Annotated in this window: 19 protein-coding genes and 1 pseudogene; 16 read left to right on the top strand and 4 right to left on the bottom strand. The window is 59.6% G+C overall.

Annotated elements, in window-relative coordinates; all coding sequences use genetic code 11:
* Positions 1–23 precede the first annotated feature (23 nt).
* From AC3B6A_RS18510 to AC3B6A_RS18495, 4 genes and pseudogenes are all read left to right on the top strand, one after another.
* A complete protein-coding gene (locus AC3B6A_RS18510; RefSeq protein ID WP_333546030.1) occupies positions 24–419 on the top strand; it encodes a DUF1302 family protein in 396 nt (131 codons plus the stop codon).
* Positions 420–550: 131 nt separating this feature from the next.
* Entirely contained in the window at positions 551–727 is a 177-nt protein-coding gene (locus tag AC3B6A_RS18505; protein WP_158546392.1) for a hypothetical protein, read from the top strand.
* A gap of 33 nt (positions 728–760) precedes the next feature.
* Positions 761–1,231: pseudogene (locus tag AC3B6A_RS18500) on the top strand (MFS transporter); the annotation flags it as partial.
* A 175-nt stretch (positions 1,232–1,406) separates the two neighbouring features.
* Entirely contained in the window at positions 1,407–2,333 is a 927-nt protein-coding gene (locus AC3B6A_RS18495; RefSeq protein WP_061562290.1) for a quinone oxidoreductase family protein, read from the top strand.
* An 86-nt stretch (positions 2,334–2,419) separates the two neighbouring features.
* Here the strand turns inward: AC3B6A_RS18495 and AC3B6A_RS18490 are convergent, their stop codons facing one another.
* Positions 2,420–3,337, bottom strand: coding sequence for a helix-turn-helix domain-containing protein (locus AC3B6A_RS18490; RefSeq protein ID WP_116424776.1), 918 nt, complete (start codon positions 3,335–3,337; stop codon positions 2,420–2,422).
* Positions 3,338–3,498: 161 nt separating this feature from the next.
* On the opposite strand from AC3B6A_RS18490, the gene AC3B6A_RS18485 reads away from it, so the two are divergent.
* Entirely contained in the window at positions 3,499–4,410 is a 912-nt protein-coding gene (locus tag AC3B6A_RS18485) for a LysR family transcriptional regulator (RefSeq protein WP_058490471.1), read from the top strand.
* A gap of 70 nt (positions 4,411–4,480) precedes the next feature.
* Here AC3B6A_RS18485 and AC3B6A_RS18480 read toward each other — a convergent pair whose 3' ends face one another.
* On the bottom strand, positions 4,481–5,029 hold the full coding sequence (locus AC3B6A_RS18480) for a glutathione peroxidase (RefSeq protein ID WP_058490469.1): 549 nt from the start codon (positions 5,027–5,029) through the stop codon (positions 4,481–4,483).
* 41 nt (positions 5,030–5,070) lie between these two features.
* On the bottom strand, positions 5,071–5,913 hold the full coding sequence (locus tag AC3B6A_RS18475; RefSeq protein WP_058490467.1) for an SDR family oxidoreductase: 843 nt from the start codon (positions 5,911–5,913) through the stop codon (positions 5,071–5,073).
* A gap of 435 nt (positions 5,914–6,348) precedes the next feature.
* On the opposite strand from AC3B6A_RS18475, the gene AC3B6A_RS18470 reads away from it, so the two are divergent.
* From AC3B6A_RS18470 to AC3B6A_RS18435, 8 genes are all read left to right on the top strand, one after another.
* Complete coding sequence (locus tag AC3B6A_RS18470) at positions 6,349–8,013, top strand: DUF1302 domain-containing protein (protein ID WP_370686640.1); 1,665 nt, start codon at positions 6,349–6,351, stop codon at positions 8,011–8,013.
* A gap of 24 nt (positions 8,014–8,037) precedes the next feature.
* Positions 8,038–9,405 (top strand): DUF1329 domain-containing protein, encoded by a 1,368-nt coding sequence (locus AC3B6A_RS18465; RefSeq protein WP_058490465.1) that lies wholly within the window; start codon positions 8,038–8,040, stop codon positions 9,403–9,405.
* A 103-nt stretch (positions 9,406–9,508) separates the two neighbouring features.
* The gene (locus AC3B6A_RS18460) at positions 9,509–10,666 is read left to right on the top strand and encodes a WD40/YVTN/BNR-like repeat-containing protein (RefSeq protein ID WP_082816377.1); all 1,158 of its coding nucleotides are present in this window, start codon (positions 9,509–9,511) and stop codon (positions 10,664–10,666) included.
* A gap of 32 nt (positions 10,667–10,698) precedes the next feature.
* Positions 10,699–13,194, top strand: a complete 2,496-nt coding sequence (locus tag AC3B6A_RS18455; protein ID WP_058490463.1) for an efflux RND transporter permease subunit — start codon at positions 10,699–10,701, stop codon at positions 13,192–13,194.
* 72 nt (positions 13,195–13,266) lie between these two features.
* Positions 13,267–14,238 carry a VOC family protein gene (locus AC3B6A_RS18450; RefSeq protein WP_058490457.1) on the top strand — a complete coding sequence of 324 codons (972 nt, stop codon included), beginning with the start codon at positions 13,267–13,269 and terminating at the stop codon, positions 14,236–14,238.
* Positions 14,235–15,053, top strand: a complete 819-nt coding sequence (locus AC3B6A_RS18445; protein WP_058490455.1) for an enoyl-CoA hydratase/isomerase family protein — start codon at positions 14,235–14,237, stop codon at positions 15,051–15,053. The genes AC3B6A_RS18450 and AC3B6A_RS18445 overlap by 4 nt, the downstream gene beginning before the upstream one ends.
* A 36-nt stretch (positions 15,054–15,089) precedes the next feature.
* Positions 15,090–15,911: an SDR family NAD(P)-dependent oxidoreductase gene (locus tag AC3B6A_RS18440; protein ID WP_061562288.1), complete on the top strand. Its 822-nt coding sequence runs from the start codon at positions 15,090–15,092 to the stop codon at positions 15,909–15,911.
* Positions 15,912–16,377: 466 nt separating this feature from the next.
* Positions 16,378–17,994, top strand: coding sequence for a phytoene desaturase family protein (locus AC3B6A_RS18435; RefSeq protein WP_058490451.1), 1,617 nt, complete (start codon positions 16,378–16,380; stop codon positions 17,992–17,994).
* Between the two features lie 36 nt (positions 17,995–18,030).
* Here AC3B6A_RS18435 and AC3B6A_RS18430 read toward each other — a convergent pair whose 3' ends face one another.
* Positions 18,031–18,666, bottom strand: a complete 636-nt coding sequence (locus AC3B6A_RS18430) for a TetR/AcrR family transcriptional regulator (protein ID WP_058490449.1) — start codon at positions 18,664–18,666, stop codon at positions 18,031–18,033.
* 261 nt (positions 18,667–18,927) lie between these two features.
* Here AC3B6A_RS18430 and AC3B6A_RS18425 point away from each other — a divergent pair, with 261 nt between their 5' ends.
* The 3 genes from AC3B6A_RS18425 (at position 18,928) to AC3B6A_RS18415 (ending at position 22,157) form a co-directional block, all read left to right on the top strand.
* Complete coding sequence (locus tag AC3B6A_RS18425; RefSeq protein ID WP_058490447.1) at positions 18,928–20,208, top strand: cytochrome P450; 1,281 nt, start codon at positions 18,928–18,930, stop codon at positions 20,206–20,208.
* A gap of 57 nt (positions 20,209–20,265) precedes the next feature.
* Complete coding sequence (locus AC3B6A_RS18420) at positions 20,266–21,297, top strand: hypothetical protein (RefSeq protein ID WP_058490445.1); 1,032 nt, start codon at positions 20,266–20,268, stop codon at positions 21,295–21,297.
* Between the two features lie 71 nt (positions 21,298–21,368).
* Entirely contained in the window at positions 21,369–22,157 is a 789-nt protein-coding gene (locus AC3B6A_RS18415) for an SDR family NAD(P)-dependent oxidoreductase (RefSeq protein WP_058490443.1), read from the top strand.
* Positions 22,158–22,198: the final 41 nt, after the last annotated feature.

The raw sequence follows: 22,198 nt of genomic DNA, 5'->3' as shown, positions 1-22,198 counted from the left end.
CCGGGGACCGAGACACGCGAGATATTTCTGCCCCTGGGCAGTTATCCGCCCAGGCCCAGTTCACCGAGAACCTGTCCGTCGCCGCCCAGTATTTCCTCGAGTGGGAGTCGACCCGCGCGCCGGAGAGTGGCACCTATCTCGCTTCTGCCGGCGTCGCTCTTGAGGGCCCTGACCGGATGCCGTTGTTCACCGGCGTCGCCCGACCGATCAACGATCCGGTGACGCCGCGAAACCGCAGCAACTGGGGGGGGATGGGCACCTATAGCCTGGATTTCCTGCACTCGGACCTCAGTCTGTTCTACCGCCGGTTCGACGACTACAACCCGTGGGGGCTGCAGGTCGGCAGTGACTTCGCACGCTACGTCTACGCCAGGGACGTTCGACTTTACGGCCTGGGGTGGTCGGTGGGACCGGTATAAGGTGGCGGGTCGGTTGGTGTCGACCTTTCCTATCGGCAAAACGCCCCGCTGGTATCGAGCAACTTCAGTATGGCCGACAACGCGGGAGGCCGTGGTGACACCTGAACATCCCCAATGCACTGGACATGCCCTTGCCCCAGGCCGAAGACATTGTCGCCTTGGCTCTGCAGGAGCTGCCTAACGGTCCGACCCTGGTCCATCCCCAATACGTCGACATTACTGGCTCCGGGCAGGCGCCGGGCCGGGTGCGACGCGAGCACGTGATCGCCAAGAGTGCCGAGGCCGCGGTTTTCATCGGCAACGACTGACACACTTACCACGAGAGTGAACGAGGCCTGCTCATGAAAGGTTTCAACAACGCGGAATTAAAGCGGGGCTGGCACGTGATAATTCTGGTAGTCGTCGGAGTGGCGACAAGCTCTAGTTCGCTGCTGCTGTACAGCTTTGGCGCCATGGTTATACCGCTGGAACGGGCCATGGGGTGGGCGCGCACTGACCTGCAGGCGGCGATCACTGCCCTGTCACTGGGCACCATCGTCGGCGTGCAACTGGCCGGCTGGCTCAACCTGCGCTATGACCTGCGCGCCGTCACGCTGGTTTCGCTGGTCGCGCTAGCCCTGAGTGTCTGCACGCTAGCGCGCATCGGTGGTTTTATCTGGACGCTCTACTTGGGGTTCTTCCTAGTGCCGCTAGCCGGGCTGGGTACCTTGCAGATCACTTGGTCGCATCTGGTCAATCTATGGTTCGAAGAAAATCGCGGGCTTGCCCTGGCAATCATCCTCAGCGGCTCCGGTCTTGCCGCAATCGGTTTGGCTTCTGCTTCGTCTGCTTTCTGGTCGGCCCGTTATTGCTGCTGACGCTGGGGGTGTATCCGCGCTTCAGGCAGGAGTCGGCGGTAGTGCATGGATAATTTTCTGGACAAATTATTAAAATGTGCTCAATTAATTGGCTTCTGAAATCGTGTAGAAAAAATAAGAAGGAGGCTGTATGCGCGCTGCTGTGATTTCCGAACGCAATGTTCCGCCGCTGGTGGGCGATTTCTGTGAACCCGAGCTGCAGGACGGTGCGGTCCTGATCGACGTCGACACTGCCGGTCTCGGCGGCTGGGATGTGCTCGGTGCCTATCGCCTAGGGGTGGAGTACCCCTGCGTGATCCGTGGAGAGGGTGTGGGGCACACCACCGATGGCCGCCGCGTGTATTTTGGTGAGCGCTCGGTAGCGCCGTTTGGTGCCTGGGCCGAGCGTACCCTGGTACCTGCTCCCGAGGTGTGGGAGGTACCGGATGACGTCGACGACAAGACCGCCATCAGTATGGGCATCGCCGCTACCGGGGCCATAGTGCCGTTGGAGAAAGCCGAGATCCAGAAGGGCGAGAAGGTGCTCATCCTTGGTGCCACTGGTACCCTCGGCCAAATAGCTCTACAACTGGCTCGTGGTATGGGGGCGGGTAAGGTGGTGGGTGCCGCACGCGCGGAGCAAGCCCTGTTGGGCCTGAAAACGCGTGGTATCGCTGATGAGGTGGTGACTTTGGGGGGAGCGGACGACGTGGCCGCCCTAAAGGACGCCGCCGACGGTGGGTTCGACGTGGTCCTCGATCTGGTCTGTGGCCAACCGATGCTCACCGCCCTGAAGGCCACCAACTGGGGAGCGCGGATCATGACTATCGGTACCGGGGCGGGGCGGCAAGTCAACCTGGACATTGCCGACCTGCTGTTCCGCTCGTTGTCTTGTATCGGCACCGGTCAGCGTCCACCGGCTGAGCGCGAGCAGATCTGGCGGCGTCTTCTGAAGATTGCCAAGGAACAGAATATTTGGATCGACTATATGGACTACACCCTGGACCAGGCCACCGAGGCCTGGGCTGCACAAGTGGCCGGCCCGCACGCGAAGATCACTGCAAGCATCAAACGCTGAGTCGCTTGGGAGCCCGCGGCCTGCATCCCGGCGGTTAAGAAGTCTAATGCTTGCCGGGGTGCGGAGCGGAATGTACTGCTGGTCCGCTAAGAGGGACTGTAATTGCTGCGCTGATGACGGAATTCCTCTGGTGTCATTCCAACCTCCTTGCGAAAGGCTGCGGTGAAAGCAGCAGCATTCTGGAAACCGGCACCATGGGCGACCTGCTTGATCAGCAGATGCCTGTCGGCTAGCAGCACCATGGCTTTGCGGATACGGATTTCCGCCGCGTAACAGCGTAGAGTCTTGCCGGTGGTGTGCTTGAAATACGCCGATAGCTTTCTCACTGGCAGTGAGCAGGCATCTGCTAGGCGATGCAAGGAAGCGTCCTCGGCAGATCCATACTCTAGCATTTCACGTAGTAGTTTCAGCTGACGGGGCGTTAGTTTGCCGCATGCCTCATCGTCGCGATGGCTGCCTAGGAACTCCCGGCGCAGATCCAAGGCGATGCTGGTTAGCAAGCATTCGGTATGCAGCTCACTGGCGAAGCCCGGTGCGACAACTTCTTCGGCCAGGCGTTGCAGTGTGCTTTGCAGGTAGTGACTCTGTAGGTCGAGCATGTTCTCGTCGGTGCGGCCTGCCCAATCCCAACGGTAGGCTGCCAGGTCACCGAGGTCTGCCGGATCGAATAGGCAGATCACGGCTTTTTGCTGGCAGGCGTCATGTTTGAGATGGAACTCGGTACCATGGGGAATGAATAGAAGTTGGCCGAGTGGTTTGAATTCGTGCTGAATGTGGCCGCGGAAGCTACCGAGGTTGTGCGCTTTTTCGTTGCACCCGAAGCCCGAAGGGGTGAGTAGCATGCGTATCAGACAGCCCTTGCGGGTCTCGATCAGTGCAGTTCCGGCGCTAGGCCAGAAGGCATGTTCCTGGCGCACGTCAAAGCCTTTCTTGCAAAGCGATGCTTCTGTCACGAAAGCCCCCGATTGCTCGGATTCGTACTCGCAGTAATTGATCGCGTTCATCTTCAACCTTCAGCAATTCTTGTTATTGGCGCTGAAATGCGAACGGTCGCAGGAGCACCGAGCGCAGGCTCGCTCGGTGGTGCTTTCGTCTAAGCCCGAGTCTACCCAGGGAGATCACGAAGGCGATTCATAAAAATAAGAGGCAGGTATCGGAAAAGCAGATGGCGAGAGGTAAGGACATTTCCATGCGGCAACTCCGTTACTTTGTAGCGGCAGCTGACGCCGGCCAGTTCTCCCAGGCCGCACTCAAGGTGCATGTGTCGCAATCGGCAATCACTGCGGCCGTCCTGCAGCTTGAGGAAACGTTGGGGGCTAGTCTGTTCGAGCGCTTACCTTATGGAGTGGCACTGACTGCCGAGGGGCACAAGTTTGCCCTGCATGCCCGACATATTCTGGATACCCTGCAGGATGCCCTTAGTGAGCCGCTGTTACTCGGTCATTCGATGCAGGGAGTCGTGAGGGTCGGTGCGTCTTACACGGTGCTCGGCTACTTCCTACCGGCACTTCTGGCGCGTTTCAAACGCAGTTACCCTCAGGTGGAAATCGACCTCATTGACATGGACCGTTCGAGCATCGAGGCTGCAGTGGCCGACGGTTGCCTTGACCTGGGTTTGGTGATCACCTCCAATAGTCAGGACCTGTCTCGCTTCGAGCATCATGTACTGATCCGTTCTCGGCGCCAGCTCTGGCTTGCTAGTCAGCATCCTCTAATGACGGCGAGCTCGGTCACTCTCGAGGATGTCGCCGGGCACGCCTATATTCTGGCAACAGTGGACGAGGGTGACGTCTCCACTAACCGTTACTGGGAGGCGCAGGGGCTAGCGCCACAGGTGGCGTTCCGTACCTCTTCGATGGAAGCTCTGCGTGGTCTGGTGGCGCACGGTTTTGGCGTCGCCATCCTGTCCGACATGCTTTATCGCGCCTGGTCCCTGGAGGGCAAGAAAATCGAGGCACGTCCATTGGCCGATGCCATTCCGCCCATGGAACTCGGATTGGTTTGGCGTCCCGACGCCGACCTACCGGAGCCCGCCCAGGCATTCCGGCAGTTCCTGATCATGGCATGTGCTTCCTAAACGCGCTGATAGGCATCGGCCGAGAGGGAATGCACAGCCCACCCCGGCTCGATGAGATCAGGGGCGGTTTCTAGTGCTTGTCCAGTTCGATTTCGATGGCCTGAAGTAGACGCGAATCGTCCGTCGCCACATCCGGGGCGAAGCGGCCAACCACCTGTCCGTCACGGCTGACCAGGAACTTCTCGAAGTTCCACAGTACCGCGGGAATCGGTCCCGCTTCTATGCCATAGCCTTTGAGGCGTTCGCGCATCGGACCTTCGCCTACGGTGTGTGGTTGCGCCTCCGTCAGCAGTCGGTACAGGGGATGGCGGTATTCGCCGGTCACCGCGATCTTGGAGAACAGGGGGAACCGGACGGCGTAGTTCAGTTCGCAGAATGCCTTGATTTCCTCGTCGCTGCCGGGCTCTTGTTCCCTGAAGTCATTGGCTGGGAAGCCCAGGATCTCGAGCCCGGCCGGCCCCTTGTCCTCGTAGAGCTTTTCCAGACCGGCATACTGGGGGGTGAGCCCGCACTTCGAAGCAACGTTCACCACCAGAAGTACCTTGCCCTTGAAGCGCTCGAGCGTCAGGGCATCGCCTTCGATGCTCTTGAGTGGGATGTCGTAGATCGTCTGGGTCATGTTGTTCTGCTCCTTTCGTTTGGGACGGGGAGTCGACTCTTTCAGGCTTGTTCGTTGCGCTTCCGGGCTGTTTCGACGAAATCGCGTTTGAGGGTAGGGAAATAGGCTATCTGCCCACCCATGCCACCGCTGATGTCAATGGACGCGGCGCTGATGAACGAAGCGTACTCGCTGGCCAGGAACAGAGCCATGCCGGCGACGTCCTCGGGCTTGCCGAAGCGACCGAGTGGAACCACCTTGAGCACCATCTCGTTGAACTCCTCGCGGCTTACGCCGGGCGGCATCTCTTTGTAATGGCGCTCCCACTGCCCGGTGTCGATCCAGCCCATGTTCAGACTGTTGACGAGGATGTTGTCTTGCGCCAGGGACATGCCTAATGAGCGCGAGAGGGCGATGCAGGAGGCTCGGTTGATCACCGAGGGGATGCCGTCCGGGGTGGGCACGCTCCCCGCGAGAGCGTTGATTTCTATGATCCGTCCCCAGCGTTGAGCACGCATGTATGGAACCACTGCCTGGACGAAACGATAGTGACCCAGCTGCAGGATATTGGCGTGTTCGAGAATGGCCTCTGGTGTCAGGGTGTCCAGGTTGCCGCCCTTGCCCTGACCTGCATTGTTGACCAGGACGTCCACGCCACCCCAGGTCTCGGCGACCTCGGTGACAAATGCTTTGACCCCTGTTGTATTGGTGACATCGACGGCACGAGCAATGACTGCCTGCGCGGTGCTTTCCAGTTCCTGGCCAGCGGTCGTCACAGCTTCCAGGGTACGGGCGCAAATAGCCACTTTCGCGCCTTCGTTGGCAAATGCCTGGGCGATTGCCTTGCCAATGCCTCGTGACGCGCCGGTTATGATGACTCGTTTACCTCTGAGATCGATGTGCATGGAGCCTCCTGCTGTGGCCGATGGCCGGGGGTATCCGATGGATGCCGGCCTGTTGCGCCGCATTAAATCCCAGAGAGCGGGTTTTTTAAAGAAAATATTGAACAAAAAATATGTTTGTGTTTATTTTGGATTCGCCTCTCGCATTCTGCCTGACCCGGTGTCTGTGAAGGTCCCGTATGGGGCCAAACTGCGCGCATTCCGGGAGCGTGGGGCGCCTCTAAGCAGGGACCTCAGTCTGTGCACGTGATTCTGAATATAGAATTGAAATCTGCATATGGAATTATTTGCGCTGATCGGCTAGGGTGCTGATAGGTTTGATGGAACGTTTCTGCGATTGGTGTGCATAAATTGCCAAGGGGCCCCAGGCGAGGCCGATGGGAGTATTAGTACGATTCTGCTCCTAAGTGTTTGAAAATAAAAATAAAAGGATCTGAGATGAACGCGATGGCAATGAAGAGGTCTGGGCGCAAGTCCCTCGTTCTCAGTGGTCTGGCCCTGGCTGTCATGGGGCAGGTCGGTGGTGTGATGGCGATGGACATCGATGTCGGCAATCCCGACCTACGGCTGCGATGGGACAACACTGTGCGGTACAACCTCGGGGTTCGGACCGAGGGTCAGGACCACAAGATCATGAACAACCCGAACTACGACGAGTCCGACGGCAAATTCGACAAGGGCGATGTCGTCACCAATCGCCTGGATTTGCTCAGTGAACTTGACCTCTCCTTCCGCGATCAGTACGGCGCACGCCTGAGCGCCGCGGCCTGGTACGACGATGCCTACCACGATACTGATGTGAAGAGTAACGTCCCGGGCTATTCGACCAGTTACAACCGGGATCGCTACAGTTCCGAAACCAAGCGCTATGCGCTCGGACCCTCCGGTGAAATCCTCGATGCCTTTGTGTGGAGCAACTTCCAGCTGGGGCAGACGCCCATCAACGTAAAGGTCGGCCGGCACACCAATTACTGGGGGGAGGGGCTGCTGTTCGGTGCCCATGCTGTGTCCTACTCCCAGGCACCAACCGATGGTATGAAGGCAGTAGTTAGCCCCGGTATCGAGACCAAGGAAGTCTTCCTGCCGATCGGGCAGATTTCCGCGAAAGCCCAGGTCACCGACAACCTTTCCATTGCCGGTCAGTACTTCTACGAGTGGGACAATACCCGCTTCCCTTATGGTGGAACTTACTTCGGCGCAGCAGATCCCTTCTTCGAAGGCCCTGATAGGTTGCCTGCGGCTCCAGGCTTCAACCTCAATCATGCGTCTTCTAAGCGTGGGCGCGATGGTGAGAACTGGGGAGTGATGGCCAAGCTAAATGTCGAGGCTATCGAAACTACCTTTGGTGCTTATTATCGCCAATTCGACGACTACCAACCCTGGCTATCGCCACAGGTTGATGCTGCCCATCGCCAATACCGACTGGTTTATCCGCGTGACGTCAAGCTGGTGGGCGTCAGCGCTTCCCGGGCCATTGGCAGCGCCGCAGTAGGTGCAGAACTGTCCTATCGCAAGGATGGGGCGCTCAATGCTACTGGCGTCAGCTTGCTGGACGATGAGGGGCCACGTGGTGACACCATCCACTTCGTGGCCAACGCCGTGTACGGCGTACCGCGCAACTTCATCGCCGATAACGCAACGCTGGTCACTGAGTTCGCCTACAGCCATCTGGACAAGGTGACGGAGCACAAGGAGCTTTACAAAGGCGAAGGCTACAACTGCGTGGATGTCCAAACCGGCGGCAAGGGTGACAAATCCGATGGCTGCTCTACCCGTGACTACTACGCCGTGGCGGTGAACTACACCCCGCAATATGTCGAGATCCTGCCGTCATGGACTCTTGATGTGCCGCTGACCATTAACTATGGCCTGCACGGTAATGCTGCCAGCGCCGGTGGTGGTAGCGAGGGCGCGCTTTCCTGGTCGGTCGGTGCGAAGATGACCTACCGTCAGGAACACGAATTCAGCCTGCGCTACGCCGACGTATCCGCGCAGGAGAAGAATTCCCTGAATGCCAATGGAGAGCGGATGGTCAATGGCAACGGTAACGTTGGCGGTACCGACCGTGGTTGGTTGGTCTTCACCTACAAAACCTCCTTTTAATAATTCCAAGAACGGAGACTGGTCATGAAACTTCGACTCGCCTTAGCCCTTGCCTTGGGTGGACTCTCTTTGCCGGTACTGGCTGCCGTGAGCCAGCAGGAGGCCGCCGAACTCGGCAAGGACCTGACGCCCTGGGGGGCGATCAAAGCTGGTAATGCCGATGGTACCATCCCTGCCTATGAGGGTGGCCTGAAGAAGGCCCCGCCAGGGTTCCAGCCGGACAGCGGATTCTGGGTCGATCCCTTCAAGGATGAGAAGCCCCTGTTCCGCATCACCGCTGCGAATGCCGACAAATACGCAGACAAGCTCAGCGAGGGGCAAAAGGCCCTCCTCAAGCGCAATCCCGAGACCTGGTACATGGACGTCTACCCGAGTCATCGGACAACCGCCTATCCCGACGCCGTGGTCAACGCGACGCTACGCAATGCCACTGGTTGCCAGGTGCAAAAGGATGGCCTAGCGGTCGACCCCGCCTGTCGTGGCGGCCTGCCGTTCCCTATCCCGAAAAACGGCAACGAGGTGATGTGGAACCAGCAGCTGCGCTACAAGATCGGTCCGGGCTATTCCACTACCAGTTCTTCCAACAGTTGGGTGATCGATACCAATGGCCAGGTGACCAAGACTGCCGAGCAGGCGACCTTCGAGGAAACGCCGTTCTACCAGACCAGCCAGACCGATCGTGATCCGATGATGTACGCCAGGGTGTTCTCGCTGAACAACTTCCCGGCGCGGCGGGCGGGGGAGGTGATCGTCCTCAACGATTACCTCGACCCGGAAGCCAAGCCACGTCGTTCCTTCAGCTACACCCCAGGGCAGCGCCGGGTCAAGCTGGCTCCTGAGTTCAACTTCGACACCCCCGTTGCCAGCCAGGGCGGGGTAACTCTGTTCGACGAACTGCAGATGTTTTCCGGCAGCCAGGACCGCTTCGACTACAAGCTGGTAGGCCGCAAGGAAATGTACATTCCCTATAACGCGTACAAGTTCTACTTCGATTGCAAGCAGGACGAGCAATTCCTCAAGAACCACGCCAATCCTGCCTGCGAGCGTTGGGAACTGCACCGTGTCTGGGTGGTCGAGGCAACTCTCAAGCCTGGCATGCGCCACGTCTACAGCAAACGGACCTACTACCTCGATGAAGACACCTTCGGCATCGGCCTGTACGACGCCTGGGACAAGAGCGGTGCGCTGTACCGGGCGATCTTCCTCAGCGGCGTGCAGATTTACGACAAGAACATCCCTTACAACGTGAAGAACGTCGTGTACGACTTCAACAAGGGGATGTGGGCACTGTTGAACGATGCGCTGAAAGGTGGTTATCGCTTCACTGACGAGCCCTATTCGGAGCGTCAGATGAACCCGGAGGCGATCGTCTCCCGCGTCACCCAGCGTTGACTGTGAGCCCGCGCGACATTGCTTGCGTGGGCAGATGACAAGAAATGGGCGCGTCGGTGTGCTTGCTTTGGCCGGACGCGCCCGGTGGTTGAGGAAAATAACAATGACAAGCCCTTGCCGTGACCTGATCCATTCGATGCACTGCCTGCTGACTGGCAGATGGCAAGTTCGCCGGCAGGTGTTGTTGGCTGTGGCTTCGACTCCTCTGTTGCTGTTCGCCCCGTTGTTCGCTGGCGCGGCGACGATTGTCGGGAATGACGTCCTGAGCAAGCCTGCTCCGAAGGTAAGTCCTCATATACGCCCTCCAATTGTTGCTGTGACCCACTCTGGCGAGGCACTGCTCGGTGTCGGTCCACATGGTGTGATCCTACGCTCGGAAGACAATGGCCAGAATTGGAGCCAGGTTCCCAGTCCGGTTTCCAGCGATCTGGTGCAAGTACGCTTCACCGATACGAAGAATGGCTGGATCGTCGGCCACGACGCTTTGCTATTGCACAGTGGCGATGGCGGCCGGAGTTGGCAGATACGCCTGGATGGAAGGCAGGTACTGGTGCTCCTGCGCGAGCACTACTCGCGAGCAGAGAAAGCTGGAGATCAGCAGGCTGGCGACCTGTTGCGTGAAATCGACCTGGCAATGAAAACCTCGGCAACGTCGGATGTCTTGCCCACGCCGTTGCTCGATGTTGCCTTCGATGACAAGGGTAATGGCTTTGTAGTGGGCGCTTTCGGCCTGATGCTGCACAGCACGGATGCCGGCGCCACTTGGGAGCCCTGGATTGAGCGCTCGGATAACGAGCGGCGTATGCACCTCTATGGACTCGCCCAGGACCATGGTCAGTTCTACGCCTGTGGCGAGCAGGGACTGCTGCTGCGCCTGAACCCCGAGTCGCAGCATTTCGTCAAGGTTGAGACGCCCTATGGCGGTACCTTCTTTGGTATCGCCGCTCGTGACGGTCTTCTGCTTGCCTATGGCCTGCGCGGCAACTTGTATGCGAGCCAGGATGATGGCCGGGACTGGCGCAAGGTCGAAACCGGGTTGGACAGTAGTGTGGTGGGGTTGGTTGATGAGGCTGGTTCGCTGGTGCTGGTCAGCCAGAGCGGGCAACTGGCGGTACTGGCCCCGAGTTCATTGCTGGTACGGGCCCTTGAGCCGGTACGCTCCAGCGAAGTTTATGCGGCGAGCCGAACTGGCCGAGATGGCCGCTTGCTTGTGGCTACCTACGCCGGCGCACGGGTCGTGCAGATCGCCACAGCGGAATGAGCCTGCGGCTCCCCTCCAGAGAGAACGTAGAAATGGTCGAGCAGAAATACAACAGTGGAATGCCGGTGATCCCTGACCTTCGGGACTTCGACATGACCTCCGGCGGGTTTCTCGAGCGAGTGATCTTCAACAATCGCATCTTGGTGTTGCTGGCATGCCTTGTTGCCACCCTGGTACTGGGCTTCCATGCGACTCGATTGCAGGTTAACGCCAGCTTCGAAAAGATGATTCCTAGCGCCAGCCCGTATATCAAGAATTATCTTGCCTACAAGAGCGAGTTGCCTGGGCTCGGTAACAGCGTGCGGATCGTGGTGGAGAACAAGAAGGGAGACATCTATGACCATGACTACTTGACCGCGCTGCAGAAGGTGAATGACACCCTGTACCTGATTCCCGGGGTCGATCGTTCTTGGATGAAGTCTCTGTGGATGCCGATCGTGCGCTGGAAGGAGGTTACCGAGGAAGGCATCGACGGTGGTGCGGTGATGCCCGCCGATTACAACGGTAGCCAGGCGTCCATTAACAAGCTTCGGCGCAATATCGCGCGCGCAGGCATTCTGGGAAGTTTGGTGGCCAACGACAGTCGCTCCAGCATGATCGTCGCCCCCCTCTTGGAGACCAATCCCCAGACTGGCCAGCCGCTGAACTACCGCGAGTTCTCCCGCCAGTTGGAGACCCAACTACGGTCGATGGAGAACGACTCGGTTGGTATCCATATCGTTGGTTTCAGCAAGCTGGTCGGTGATCTGATCGATGGTCTCTACGCGGTAATGCTGTTCTTCGGCGCGTCGGTGATCATCGCCGCAGTCTTCGTCTACTTCTATACCCGCTGCCTGCGCAGCACTTTGCTGTTGGTTGGCATCGCCGTGGCTGGCGTAATCTGGCTGCTCGGCCTGATGGAGCTACTCGGCTACGAACTGGATCCCTACTCGATCCTGGTGCCGTTTCTGATCTTCGCCATCGGGATTTCCCATGGCACGCAGAAGATGAACGGCATTCTCCAGGACATCGGGCGTGGTACACACAAGTACATTGCTGCCCGCTACACCTTCCGCCGTTTGTTCCTGACCGGGTTGACAGCGTTGCTGTGTAATATCGTCGGCTTCGCCGTCCTGGTGATCATCGATATCCCGGTGATCCGCGACTTGGCCTTGACCACCAGTATCGGTGTGGCTGTGCTGATCTTCACCAAACTGCTGCTGATCCCCGTAGCGCTGTCCTATCTCGGGGTCAGTCAGAAGGCCGCGCGGATCGCCATCGAGAAGGATCGCGCCGGGGAAGCCAACCGCGGTTTCCTCGGCCATATCTGGCACGGTCTTGACCGCTTCACCGAACGTCCCTGGTCGATAGGGGTGATCGCCCTGTCCGTTATCGTTACCGCTGCATGCAGTGTGGTAATGCTTCATCTCAAGGTCGGTGACCTTGACCCTGGGGCGCCGGAGTTGCGCGCTGACTCGCGCTACAATCAGGACAACGCGTTCATCACCGCCAACTATGGCCTGTCCAGCGACCAGTTCGTGGTGATCATGAAGACCAACGAGGACAACTGCCGCCTCTATCAGCCGTTGCAGACTATGGACCGGCTGGCCTGGCAATTGCGTCAGACCGAGGGCGTGCAGACCACCAGTTCGCTGGCCGAGACTGTGCGTTTCTTCACTGCGGGCATGGCCGAAGGCAGCGGCAAGTGGCTGACCATCAGTCGTGACCAGGCGATCACTAATTCCTCGGTAGACTCGGCGATGATCTCCTCGCCGGGGATCACCAACCAGAAGTGCTCGATCACACCGCTGATTGCCTATCTGGCCGATCACAAGGCCGACACGCTCAACCGCGTGCTGCGGGTTGCTGAGGAGTTCGCCAGGCAGAACAACATCAGTACCGGAGAGCAACCGGTCGAGTTCCTCCTTGCCGCCGGTAACGCCGGTATCGAGGCTGCTACAAACATCGAGGTGGAGCGGGGTATCGTCACCATGTACCTGGCGGTGTATGGCGCCACAGCATTACTTTGCCTGCTCACTTTCCGTAGCTGGCGTGCCACGCTGGTAGCGCTGATTCCGTTGCTGATGACAACCATCATCTGCAAGGCCCTGATGGTGTGGCTGGGTATTGGCTTGAAGGTGGCGACCTTGCCGGTCATCGCCGTCGGCGTCGGCGTCGGCGTCGACTATGCCCTGTACCTGCTCAGCGTGCAGTTGGCGGTGCAGGAGCGTGGTGGCAGCCTGACTGTGGCTTATCGGCGCTCCCTAGACTTCACTGGCAGAGTGGTAGCCCTGATCGGTTTGACTATGGCGGCGGGCGTCGTTACCTGGGCCTGGTCACCCATCAAGTTCCAGGCCGACATGGGCATCCTGCTGACCTTCATGTTCCTCTGGAACATGCTCGGCGCTCTTGTGCTCATACCGGCCCTGTCCCATTTCCTGCTCAACCCGAAAGCTCGTCCCGCAGAACCCTTGATGGCTGGCAACACTGTGCCCGGCCCTCTCGGGAAAGGCACGGACGTAAACGTCCACGTTGCTACCGCCCATTGATCAACCCGGCCTACAGGGGCGGATGCTCGGTGGTATGTCTCCGCGCCTGGCCGACGACTAGAGGAAAGTTGCATGTTCGAATTGTTGATGAGCGCCGACATGATGGTGCCGGACCCCGACGGGATGACCGAGAAGCTAGTGGACAAGCTCGGTGTCTATAAGCATGAGCGCTGGCGGCAGGCGTTCGATAACCACCCCTACATCGCGCATTTCCTGCGGGTGCACAAATCCTTGGCGGTGGCGCCTACGCGCATCGAGCCGCAGTGGCACCTCGACAAGCCGAACCCCGGAGACCCGTTGTTCCACGATTTCCTAGAAAGCCTCAAGGACTATCAGGGGCATCATCGGCCGATGATGACCCACTCCATTGTCCTGGCCCTGCACCGCGAGAAGTTCTCTGTGCTGGTAGATAAGTTGATGCGCCGCCGCCTGCCGTTCCGCATGGCGCAGCGCACGCCGGAGATGCCGTTTGATCGCCTATGGCTCGGTGCCACGCCGGAGCAGCCGTATTACCAGCCTTCGGTCGACGGAGGCCTATGCATCGAGATCATGGAGACCGAGCCGCTGCAGATGCCGGCGGAAACCTACGCGCTGCCGCCGGTGCAGCCCCGTGACCTGGCGCCCGGCGGTATGGTGCGGGTGACTGCCCGCGGCTTCCTGGTGCGTGATCTGGACGAGACCTTGCGCAAGGTGTCCGCCAATCTTGACTGGGAGCCCAGCGGTCCGGTGGAGCAACTGCGTGAGGAAGGTTATCGCCGAGCGCGCATGGGCTTTACTGTGGCCAACAGCGCGACTCTCGATGTGCTCGAAGCGACCCACTGGAACACCGATGCCGGTCACTATTTGAACAACTGGGGCCCGGGCCCGTACTACATCCGCATTGGTGTCAACGACTTGGCTGCGAAGGCTGAGGAGTTGCGCGCGCGGGGGACTGCCTTCCAGTGGATCGAGTCGAGCGAAGCTGTTGGTGGTCGGCCACTGATCAAGGTCGACCCGAAGGAACTGGACGGCCAGGTGTTCGAGTTCGAGGAGGTGCTTGTATGACTTCCAGTTCGGAGGTATTGGATCCGCTGGTGATCAATGGAGCTGTTCGCATCGAGCGCGATTCCACCCTGGGTTGGATCGTGCTGACCCGGCCCGGACAGATCAACGCTATTAATGACGATATCCGCATCGGCGTGCCGAAGGCTTTGGCGCAGCTGGAGACCGACCCGCAGGTGCGGGTCATCCTAATTCGCGGCGAGGGTGACCGAGGTTTTTGCGCCGGTGCGGACATCAAGGAAAAACGTGGTGATGAGTCGGCCATACAGGTTCGTCAGCGTATGGAGCATTCCCGCTGGATAGAGTCCCTGGACCGCATCTCCAAGCCAGTGATAGCCGCCATCCATGGCTACTGCATGGGGGGAGGTCTGGAGCTGGCTCTGGCTTGCGATATCCGCTTCGCCGCGCCAAGTGCGGTATTTGCCCTACCGGAAACCGGGCTCGGCCTCATTCCCGGTGGCGGCGGAACCCAGCGCTTGGCGCGAGTCGTTGCTCCGGGGCTAGCCATGGACCTCCTGTTGACTGGTGAGCGGATTAGAGCGGATGAAGCCCGCCGGGTTGGTCTGATCACCCGCCTGGCGAGCGACGAGACCAACTGGCTTGATGAGGTTGCGGCACTCGCCCGGTTGATAGCCACCAAGCCGCCTGCCGCTTCTGCTTACGTCAAACAGGCCGCGCGGGCTGCGTTGGAGCTGGACATCAAGCGCGGACTGGATCTTGAATTAGATCTGTTTGCGCTCCTGGCACCAACCAAGGACCGCCGAGAGGCCGCGCTAGCGTTTGCCGAGCGGCGTGTACCGCGCTTCACCGGTGAATGACGGGAATGAGTTGAAAGTAGTGTGGAGAACAAGGTTATGACCAGTATGGGAAAACTATCTGGACGCGTTGCGATCGTCACTGGCTCCGGTGGCGGACTGGGGGCCGAATGCGCGCGGGTTTTGGCCTCCCATGGGGCCTCCATTGCCGTAGTCGACATCAATGGAGAGGCTGCCGCGGAAGTGGCGGCCTCCTTGATATCTTCTGGTCACGAGGCGCTGGGCATCCGCACCGATGTCTCGTCGGAAGAGGACGTCCACGCCATGGTTGGCCAGGTCAAGGAGCATTTCGGTCGCATTGACGTGCTGCATAACAATGCTGCAGTGCTCAATGCCGGGCAGCGACAGCGCGATCGCGACCTGGCTAATCTCGACATGGACGCTTTCGACCGGGCCATCGCTGTCAACCTACGTGGAGCGGTGCTATGCACCAAACACGTCGTTCCGGTGATGCTGGAGCAAGGTGGCGGCTCGATTATTTTCGCCACCTCCGGTCTGGGTGTGCAGGGGGATATGTCGCTGACAGGCTACGCCACCTCCAAGGCGGCGCTGCTGATGCTGCCTAAGCTGGTTGCTGCGCAGTACGGCAAGCAGGGGGTTCGCGGCAACGCTGTACAGATCGGTCTTGCGCCGCAGCACCCATTGCCTGACGCCCTGCTGGACATCATGCGTGACAACCACTGCACGCCGGAGCTGGGCACCCCTCGGCAGATCGCCGACGTGGTGGCTTTCCTGGCCTCCGACGAGTCCTCGTTCATCACCGGCAGTACCGTGGTGGCCGATGGCGGCTTCAGTAGCCACACTCCGTCACTGGTAGCGGTGCGCAAGCTGTTCGACCAGATGGGGCGCAATAGCATGTGAGCGAAGCGGGCCGGTAGGGGCGGTCAGGCCTCACGCCTGCGTGCTGAAGCTCAATCCGCACCAATCCGAATGGACCCGGGCGAGAAGTGTGGTCGTCAGTGCCCGGAGACGCCAAGCATTCCCCCGACTGGCCACTACCTGCTGTAGCTTGGCAATTTGCTGGCCACCTGGATGAGCAGCCCTTGTAGCTGCCGATAGTCATGCCCTTGCGCCCGCATCGACCGTTCCCTTTAGAAAACTTTTATTCGTGGTCACCGATGTCGATATCGGCGAGGGCTGTGCCTTGCGCCGCAAGAGTCGCTGGAGAATTGTTTGACCGCCGGTAAAACGATGCCCAACCACTGCCGGTTGGTTGTTGCTAGCGTTGCCTTCCCGGTGAAAGGCAGGACCCTAGCCTTCTGCCAAGCAGGTAGTAGTGGTCTGGTGAGAGATTGCCAGAGCCACCAGGCACTTACTCAAAACAGCGATGAACAAGAACAATCAAGCCATGAAAAATGACAACACGGATTTCGATGTAATTATCGTGGGTGGTGGTACCAACGGCCTGTCGGCGGGTTGCTACCTAGGGATGGATGGCAAGAAGGTGTTGGTGCTTGAGGCGCTGGACAAGGTTGGCGGAATGGCCTCATCGGGCTACCTGATTCCCGAGGCGCCGCAACACCTCGTACACCCTTGCGCGATGGATATGATGTCCATGCGCGTTCATGCCCACGTACCCCACGAGCTGCAGCTCGAACGGCATGGGTTCAAGTCGATCGAGCTGTCGCCGGGCTACGTGTACTTGCACCCGGATGGCACCTCGCTGGTGTTCTGGCGTGATCGTCAAAAGACGGCCGCGGAAATCCGCCGTTACAGCACCAGGGACGCTGAGGCATTCCTTGAGTTCATGGCGGTCATCGACCTGTTCCTCGACATCGCTTTGCCGATGATGCGGATCGACCCGGCTCGGACCAACATCATGACCAAGCTGAAGGTCGTAGGTACTGCACTCAAACACCGCAAGCTCAAGCCCGAGCTGATGGCGCTGATGACCGGTTCGGCACACCAGGCCGCGCGGGAGCGCTTCGAGCACCCGGTGACCATCTCTGCCATGTGTGCGCTCACTGGCCTGGCCGGCGACATCAGTGCCGATGGTGGTGGCATCTATTACGCCCTGCTGGGTTTCCTCCATCGCTTCGGTGTTGGTCGGGTGATCGGTGGCATGCAGCAGCTCAGTAACGCCATGCGCGCGCGCCTGGAGGAGCTTGGTGGCCAGGTCCTGACCCTGGCCCGTGTCGAGGAAATCCTCGCCAGCCGGGGCAAGGTTCGGGGTGTACGGTTAGCTGATGGACGTGAGTTCACGGCCCGTGCGGTTGTTGCCGGCTGCCATCCCAAGGTCGCGCTGGAAATGGTCAGCGCCGGAGAAATGCCACGCAACCTGCTGACCCGTATCGCCATGGCACCGGCCAACGCCAGGGGCTCTGGGCCGCTTAAGGTGGACCTGGCACTTGATGGACAGATCGCAGTACCTCGTTTCGAGGCTGCCAGAGGCGATGGTGTCGACCTGCGCAAGGCCTGCCTGATGATAGGTACCGAAGAGGCGGTACTGGAGAACTTCGCCTCTAGCGCCCGGGGAGAAGTGCCGCGCCTGCCCTACATCACCATGGTAGCTCCCAACTCGGTGGATCCTTCGCAGTCGCCGGAGGGACAGGACGTGCTCTATATCTACCCGCCGGTAATGCCGGTCGCTCCTCTTGAAGGGTGGGATGCGCTCAGGGAGCGAGTGGCTGACCAAGTGGTCGAACAACTGTCCGAATACGTCGAGGGTATTCAGGGGCATGTAATTGGGCGCTGGATCGAGGCGGCGCCGGATTTCACTGCACGCTTGAATACAGTGAACGGTTGCGTGGTGCATATCGACACCACGTCCATGCGCTCCAGTGCCATGCGGCCAGCCTATGGCCTCGGTGGAGAGACTCTCCCGGTCGAAGGGTTGTACTTGGGGAGCGCCGGTATCCACCCAGGCGGTGGCGTCAACGGCATGGCCGGGCGGCTGGCGGCCGGCCGGGTGAAGCGCTACTTGGCGCAAGTCGGAAGAAAGTAGCCGATGGCCGTGTAGGTGTCCTCTGGCACGGTCGTTCTAGTGCAGGGCGATGCTGGCGAGGATGAAGTCCGCAGAATGTTGGCGCCAGGTGGTCATGCCTTCCTCTGAGGTGGTGTCCAGGCCGGCCAGCGCCGACATCGAATAGCGGTTGGTGAACCAGCCGGTAGTAACCAGCGCGGCGGTGGCGAGAAACAGCCGGGGGTTGATCCCGGCCTTGAAGTCCCCAGCCTCGGCGCCGCGTCGCAGGATGCCGTCGAGCTTGTCTATCAGCCTTGGCGTCAGCTCCAGGAAGCGGTTGCGCGGTGTCTCGTGGGTGTTGTGGTAGTGGATGCCCTCCAGGGCTAGTGCGCCGAGCAGCGGATCGTGACGATACTGGTCGAAAAAGTGGTTGAGCATTCCCTGCATGGCTTGCATCGGTGGTAGTAAGTCGACATCCAACTCCACCAGCTCGGACATGACGCGCTCGGAGCATTCGTCCAGCACGGCGATGAACAGACCTTCCTTGGAGCCGTAGTAGTGGTAGACCAACTGTTTGGTGATCCCCGCTTCGCGGGCGAGCTCCTCCATGCGCACGCCGGTGAGACCCTTCTTCGCGAATTCCAAGCGGGCTACCTCGATCAGGCGGCGGATCGTGTTGCGTTTTCCGGGTTCATTCTGCACCGCGGTTTTCACCCTGGGCTCCTTATGGCAGCGATGGGCTGACGTACTTCGTTTGACCTTGGGTAAAACGAATCGAGTCGCAGAAAAGAGGCAGCTCGTTAGTATCCCAAGTCGGTGATTCCGAAAGGATACCGCTACTTGCGGCCTGGCGAGCAAGCCGGGGTGTTTCCAAATGAAATATCGCAGCGGGACCCTTACCCCGTGATGCTGATGGCCTGCCACCGTGCCGGCGTCGGTCGACTTCGACAACAACAATTTAGAGTGTTTAATCTCATGAGCACTAATAGCGCTTCTGCCCTTGATCTCAAGGAAAACTACTCCGCAGTCTCCGAAACCTATCGTGGTACCGACCTGGACATCCATGCCGTTTGCCGAGAGCAGCGGTTGAAGTCACCGATCTACGAAGGTGACTTCATCACTCAGTTCGGGGTGCCGACCAATGCGGGTATCCAGCAAGGTACCCGGCCAACTTTCGCGCTGTTTAAGTATCAGGACGTGCTGGCGGTGCTGCGCGACGGGAGCACCTTCACCAACGGCTTCATCGCCGAAGGCCTGGGCGCCTTCTTCGACGGCCTGGTGATCCTGGCCATGGACGGCGAGCCGCACCGAAAGGTGCGTGCCCTGCTGCAACCGGCATTCATGCCGGAGAATGTGAACAAGTGGCGTGGACAGATCGACGAGGTGATTCGCAGGGAGTTTCTTGAGCCGCTGGTATCGAAGAAGAGCGCCGACCTGATGGAGTTCGGCCTGGAGCTGCCGATTCGCATCATGTACGCGCTGATGGGGTTCCCCACAGACGATCCGTCGAAATACAAGCAATACGCTGCCTGGGCACTGGCCATGGTTGGTGGCAATCAGATCGACCCAGCGAAGATGGACGAAGCGCGTAAGCGTGCCGGCATCGCAGTAAAGGGACTTTACGACGCTATCCACGCCGTCGTGGTGCAGCGGCGTGCCGAGGGCAGCCACGGCGACGATGTGGTCGGCCGCCTGCTGCGTGCCGAATTCGAAGGACGCACTCTGGACGATCATGAGGTAGTCACCTTCACCCGTTCGCTATTGCCCGCTGCTGGTGAAACCACCACGCGCATGTTCAGCTCGGTGATGGCCCTGTTGCTCACCACTCCGGGCTTGCTGGAGCGGGTGAAGGCAGATCGCTCACTCGTTCCCAAGTTGATGGACGAAACCGCGCGCTTTGAGCCGGTGGCGACCTTCAAGGTTCGTGAGACAGCAAAGGACGTGGAGTTCCATGGGGTGAAAATTCCCAAGGGCTCCTTCGTTCAATGCATGGTGGTTTCCGCCAACCGCGACGAGGACGCTTTCGAGAACCCTGACGTGTTTGACATCGACCGCAAGCTCAAGCCTTCCTTCGGCTTCGGTTTTGGCCCGCATATGTGCATTGGTCAGTTCATTGCCAAGGTCGAGATCAACTGCTCGATCAACGCCATCCTCGACCTGTTCCCCAATATCCGTCTGGATCCGTCGAAGTCGGTGCCGGTCATCGAGGGTGCACAGTTACGCGGTGCCTCGTCGCTCCCGGTGATCTGGGACTGAGCCTCGCTGCCCCTTTGCCTTGCGTGCCCTCGACAATTACGACAAGAGAGAATCCCCATGAGAACTTTCAAGACGATTCCCGTGCGTGGTGACTTTGGTTTCCAGCAACTGGTCGGCCCGCATCAAGTCAGCGGTGCCTCGATGGGTGGTATCCGGGGTTATTTCGGCTTGCAGTTGAGCAAATCCTCGCCGTTCGGCTCGGTGCGTGACGAGGAGGGCAACATCTATTCATTCGTGCGTTCGCTGATGGCGCCGGGCGGTACGCCGAACCCGACCAAGTTCTTCTACCTGAACAACCATGTCGACGGTATCAACCTGCGCATGGATCACGAGAAGATGGCTCGCCAGGCGTCGACGCCGATGCCGGTGCAGACCCTGGAGGGCGACACCGTGCGCTGGACCAGCCAACCCGGCGAGGCCGGTAATGGTTGGGAAATCACGGCCAACAGTGAACGCCTGAGCTGGCGCGAGGACGGCCTGTTCCAACTGGAAGGACGGCTGCTCGGCCCGGGCCTGCAGTGGTATCTGCCGGGAGTGGAATGGGGCACCTTCTATGTGTCCCAACTCTGGGAACTGGCCGGCATCTGCGAAGGACGGCCGGTGAAGGGGGCGATGGCGCTGGACCAGTTCTACATGGCAGAGGGCGGTGCAATCCACTTCAAGAAGGACCTTGTAGTCAATAACAACAAGCACGTGCTCTGGTGGTCGTTTGTCACTGTCTACAAGGACGGCAGTTGGGACGCCGGTTCCTTCATGGTTGGCCACGATCACCTGGGCTATGCGATCTTCACCAACGATAAAGGTGAGGTGCGTGTGACCACCGATATCGAAGGACAAACCCGGCACAAGGAAGGTAGCTACTTCCTTGAGTCGGCTCGAATTGTGCTCGAAGGTGAGGAGGAGTGGGAGTTTCTTCCCGACACCAGGGGTGAAATGATCGACTTTGTCGGTGGCTTCCCGATCACCGCACAGCAGGAGGGGCGCTGGCGCCGTGTCGGAGACACCCGAGAGCCTTCGCACTGGCTAGGCTGGGGAGAGTCCGACCGGCGCAACGGTTCGGCGCGCAACATGCCGGGCCGGGATATCTGATCTGGCCGCTCGAGCTCCGTGCGGCCCAAGCTCCGCGGGAGTGTTCCGTACAAGAACAGGGGAAACAGCCGATGAGGTTCAAGAACAAGGTGGTGCTGGTCACCGGTGCCGGGCGAGGCATGGGGCGAGCCATCGCGCTGGCGTACGCGAGCGAAGGGGCAAAGGTGATAGTGTCTGCTCGTACGCCACGCCATGGCGAGGAAACCGTCGCGCAGATCGCGGCACTGGGCAGCGAGGCTCACCTGGTCGGTGGTGACATTGCCGACCGCTCGTCGGTCAAGACCATGATTGAGGGTGGTGTGGAGCATTTTGGCGCACTGGACATCCTTGTCCATTGTGCCGCGGATACATCATCCGGGTTGGTCGTCGAGATGACGGACGAGACGTTCGATCATTTGGTGCGCAGCAATATCCAGTCGCTGTTCTGGCTGGCCAAGGATGCGGCACCCCATCTTTCTAAGGCGCAGGACAAGGGCCGGATCGTATTCATCTCCTCTGGCGAGGCCAATCGCAAGTACACGCCAACGCTGATCCCGTACAGTTCCAGCAAGGCGTTCATGAACGCCTTTGCCCGTGGGCTGGCGGTGGAGTTCGGCGCACTGAACATTCTGGTCAACGTGATCGAGCCGGGGCTGATAGGCACCGATCACATGTTCGAGTCCCTGGGGGAAGAGCTACCGCACCGCCTGGCCGAGCGCTTCCCTGTGCCCCGTTTGGGGCAGTCGGCGGATATCGCCGCCGCTGCGTTGTTCCTGACCTCCGACGACGCTTCCTATATCACTGGTACCTCCCTGCTGGTCGACGGCGGCGCCACTATGGTGGCCATGCCCAAGGTCGAAGAAATCCTCAAGGGGCATTGAGCCCGGATTGCGCAGGCTGCCAACGGGCGATTGCGTCAGGA

It is taken from the genome of Pseudomonas sp. B12(2026) (genome assembly GCF_057767015.1).
Note: the sequence above shows the minus strand (reverse complement) of the source record. Positions and strands in the feature narration are given on the sequence as shown.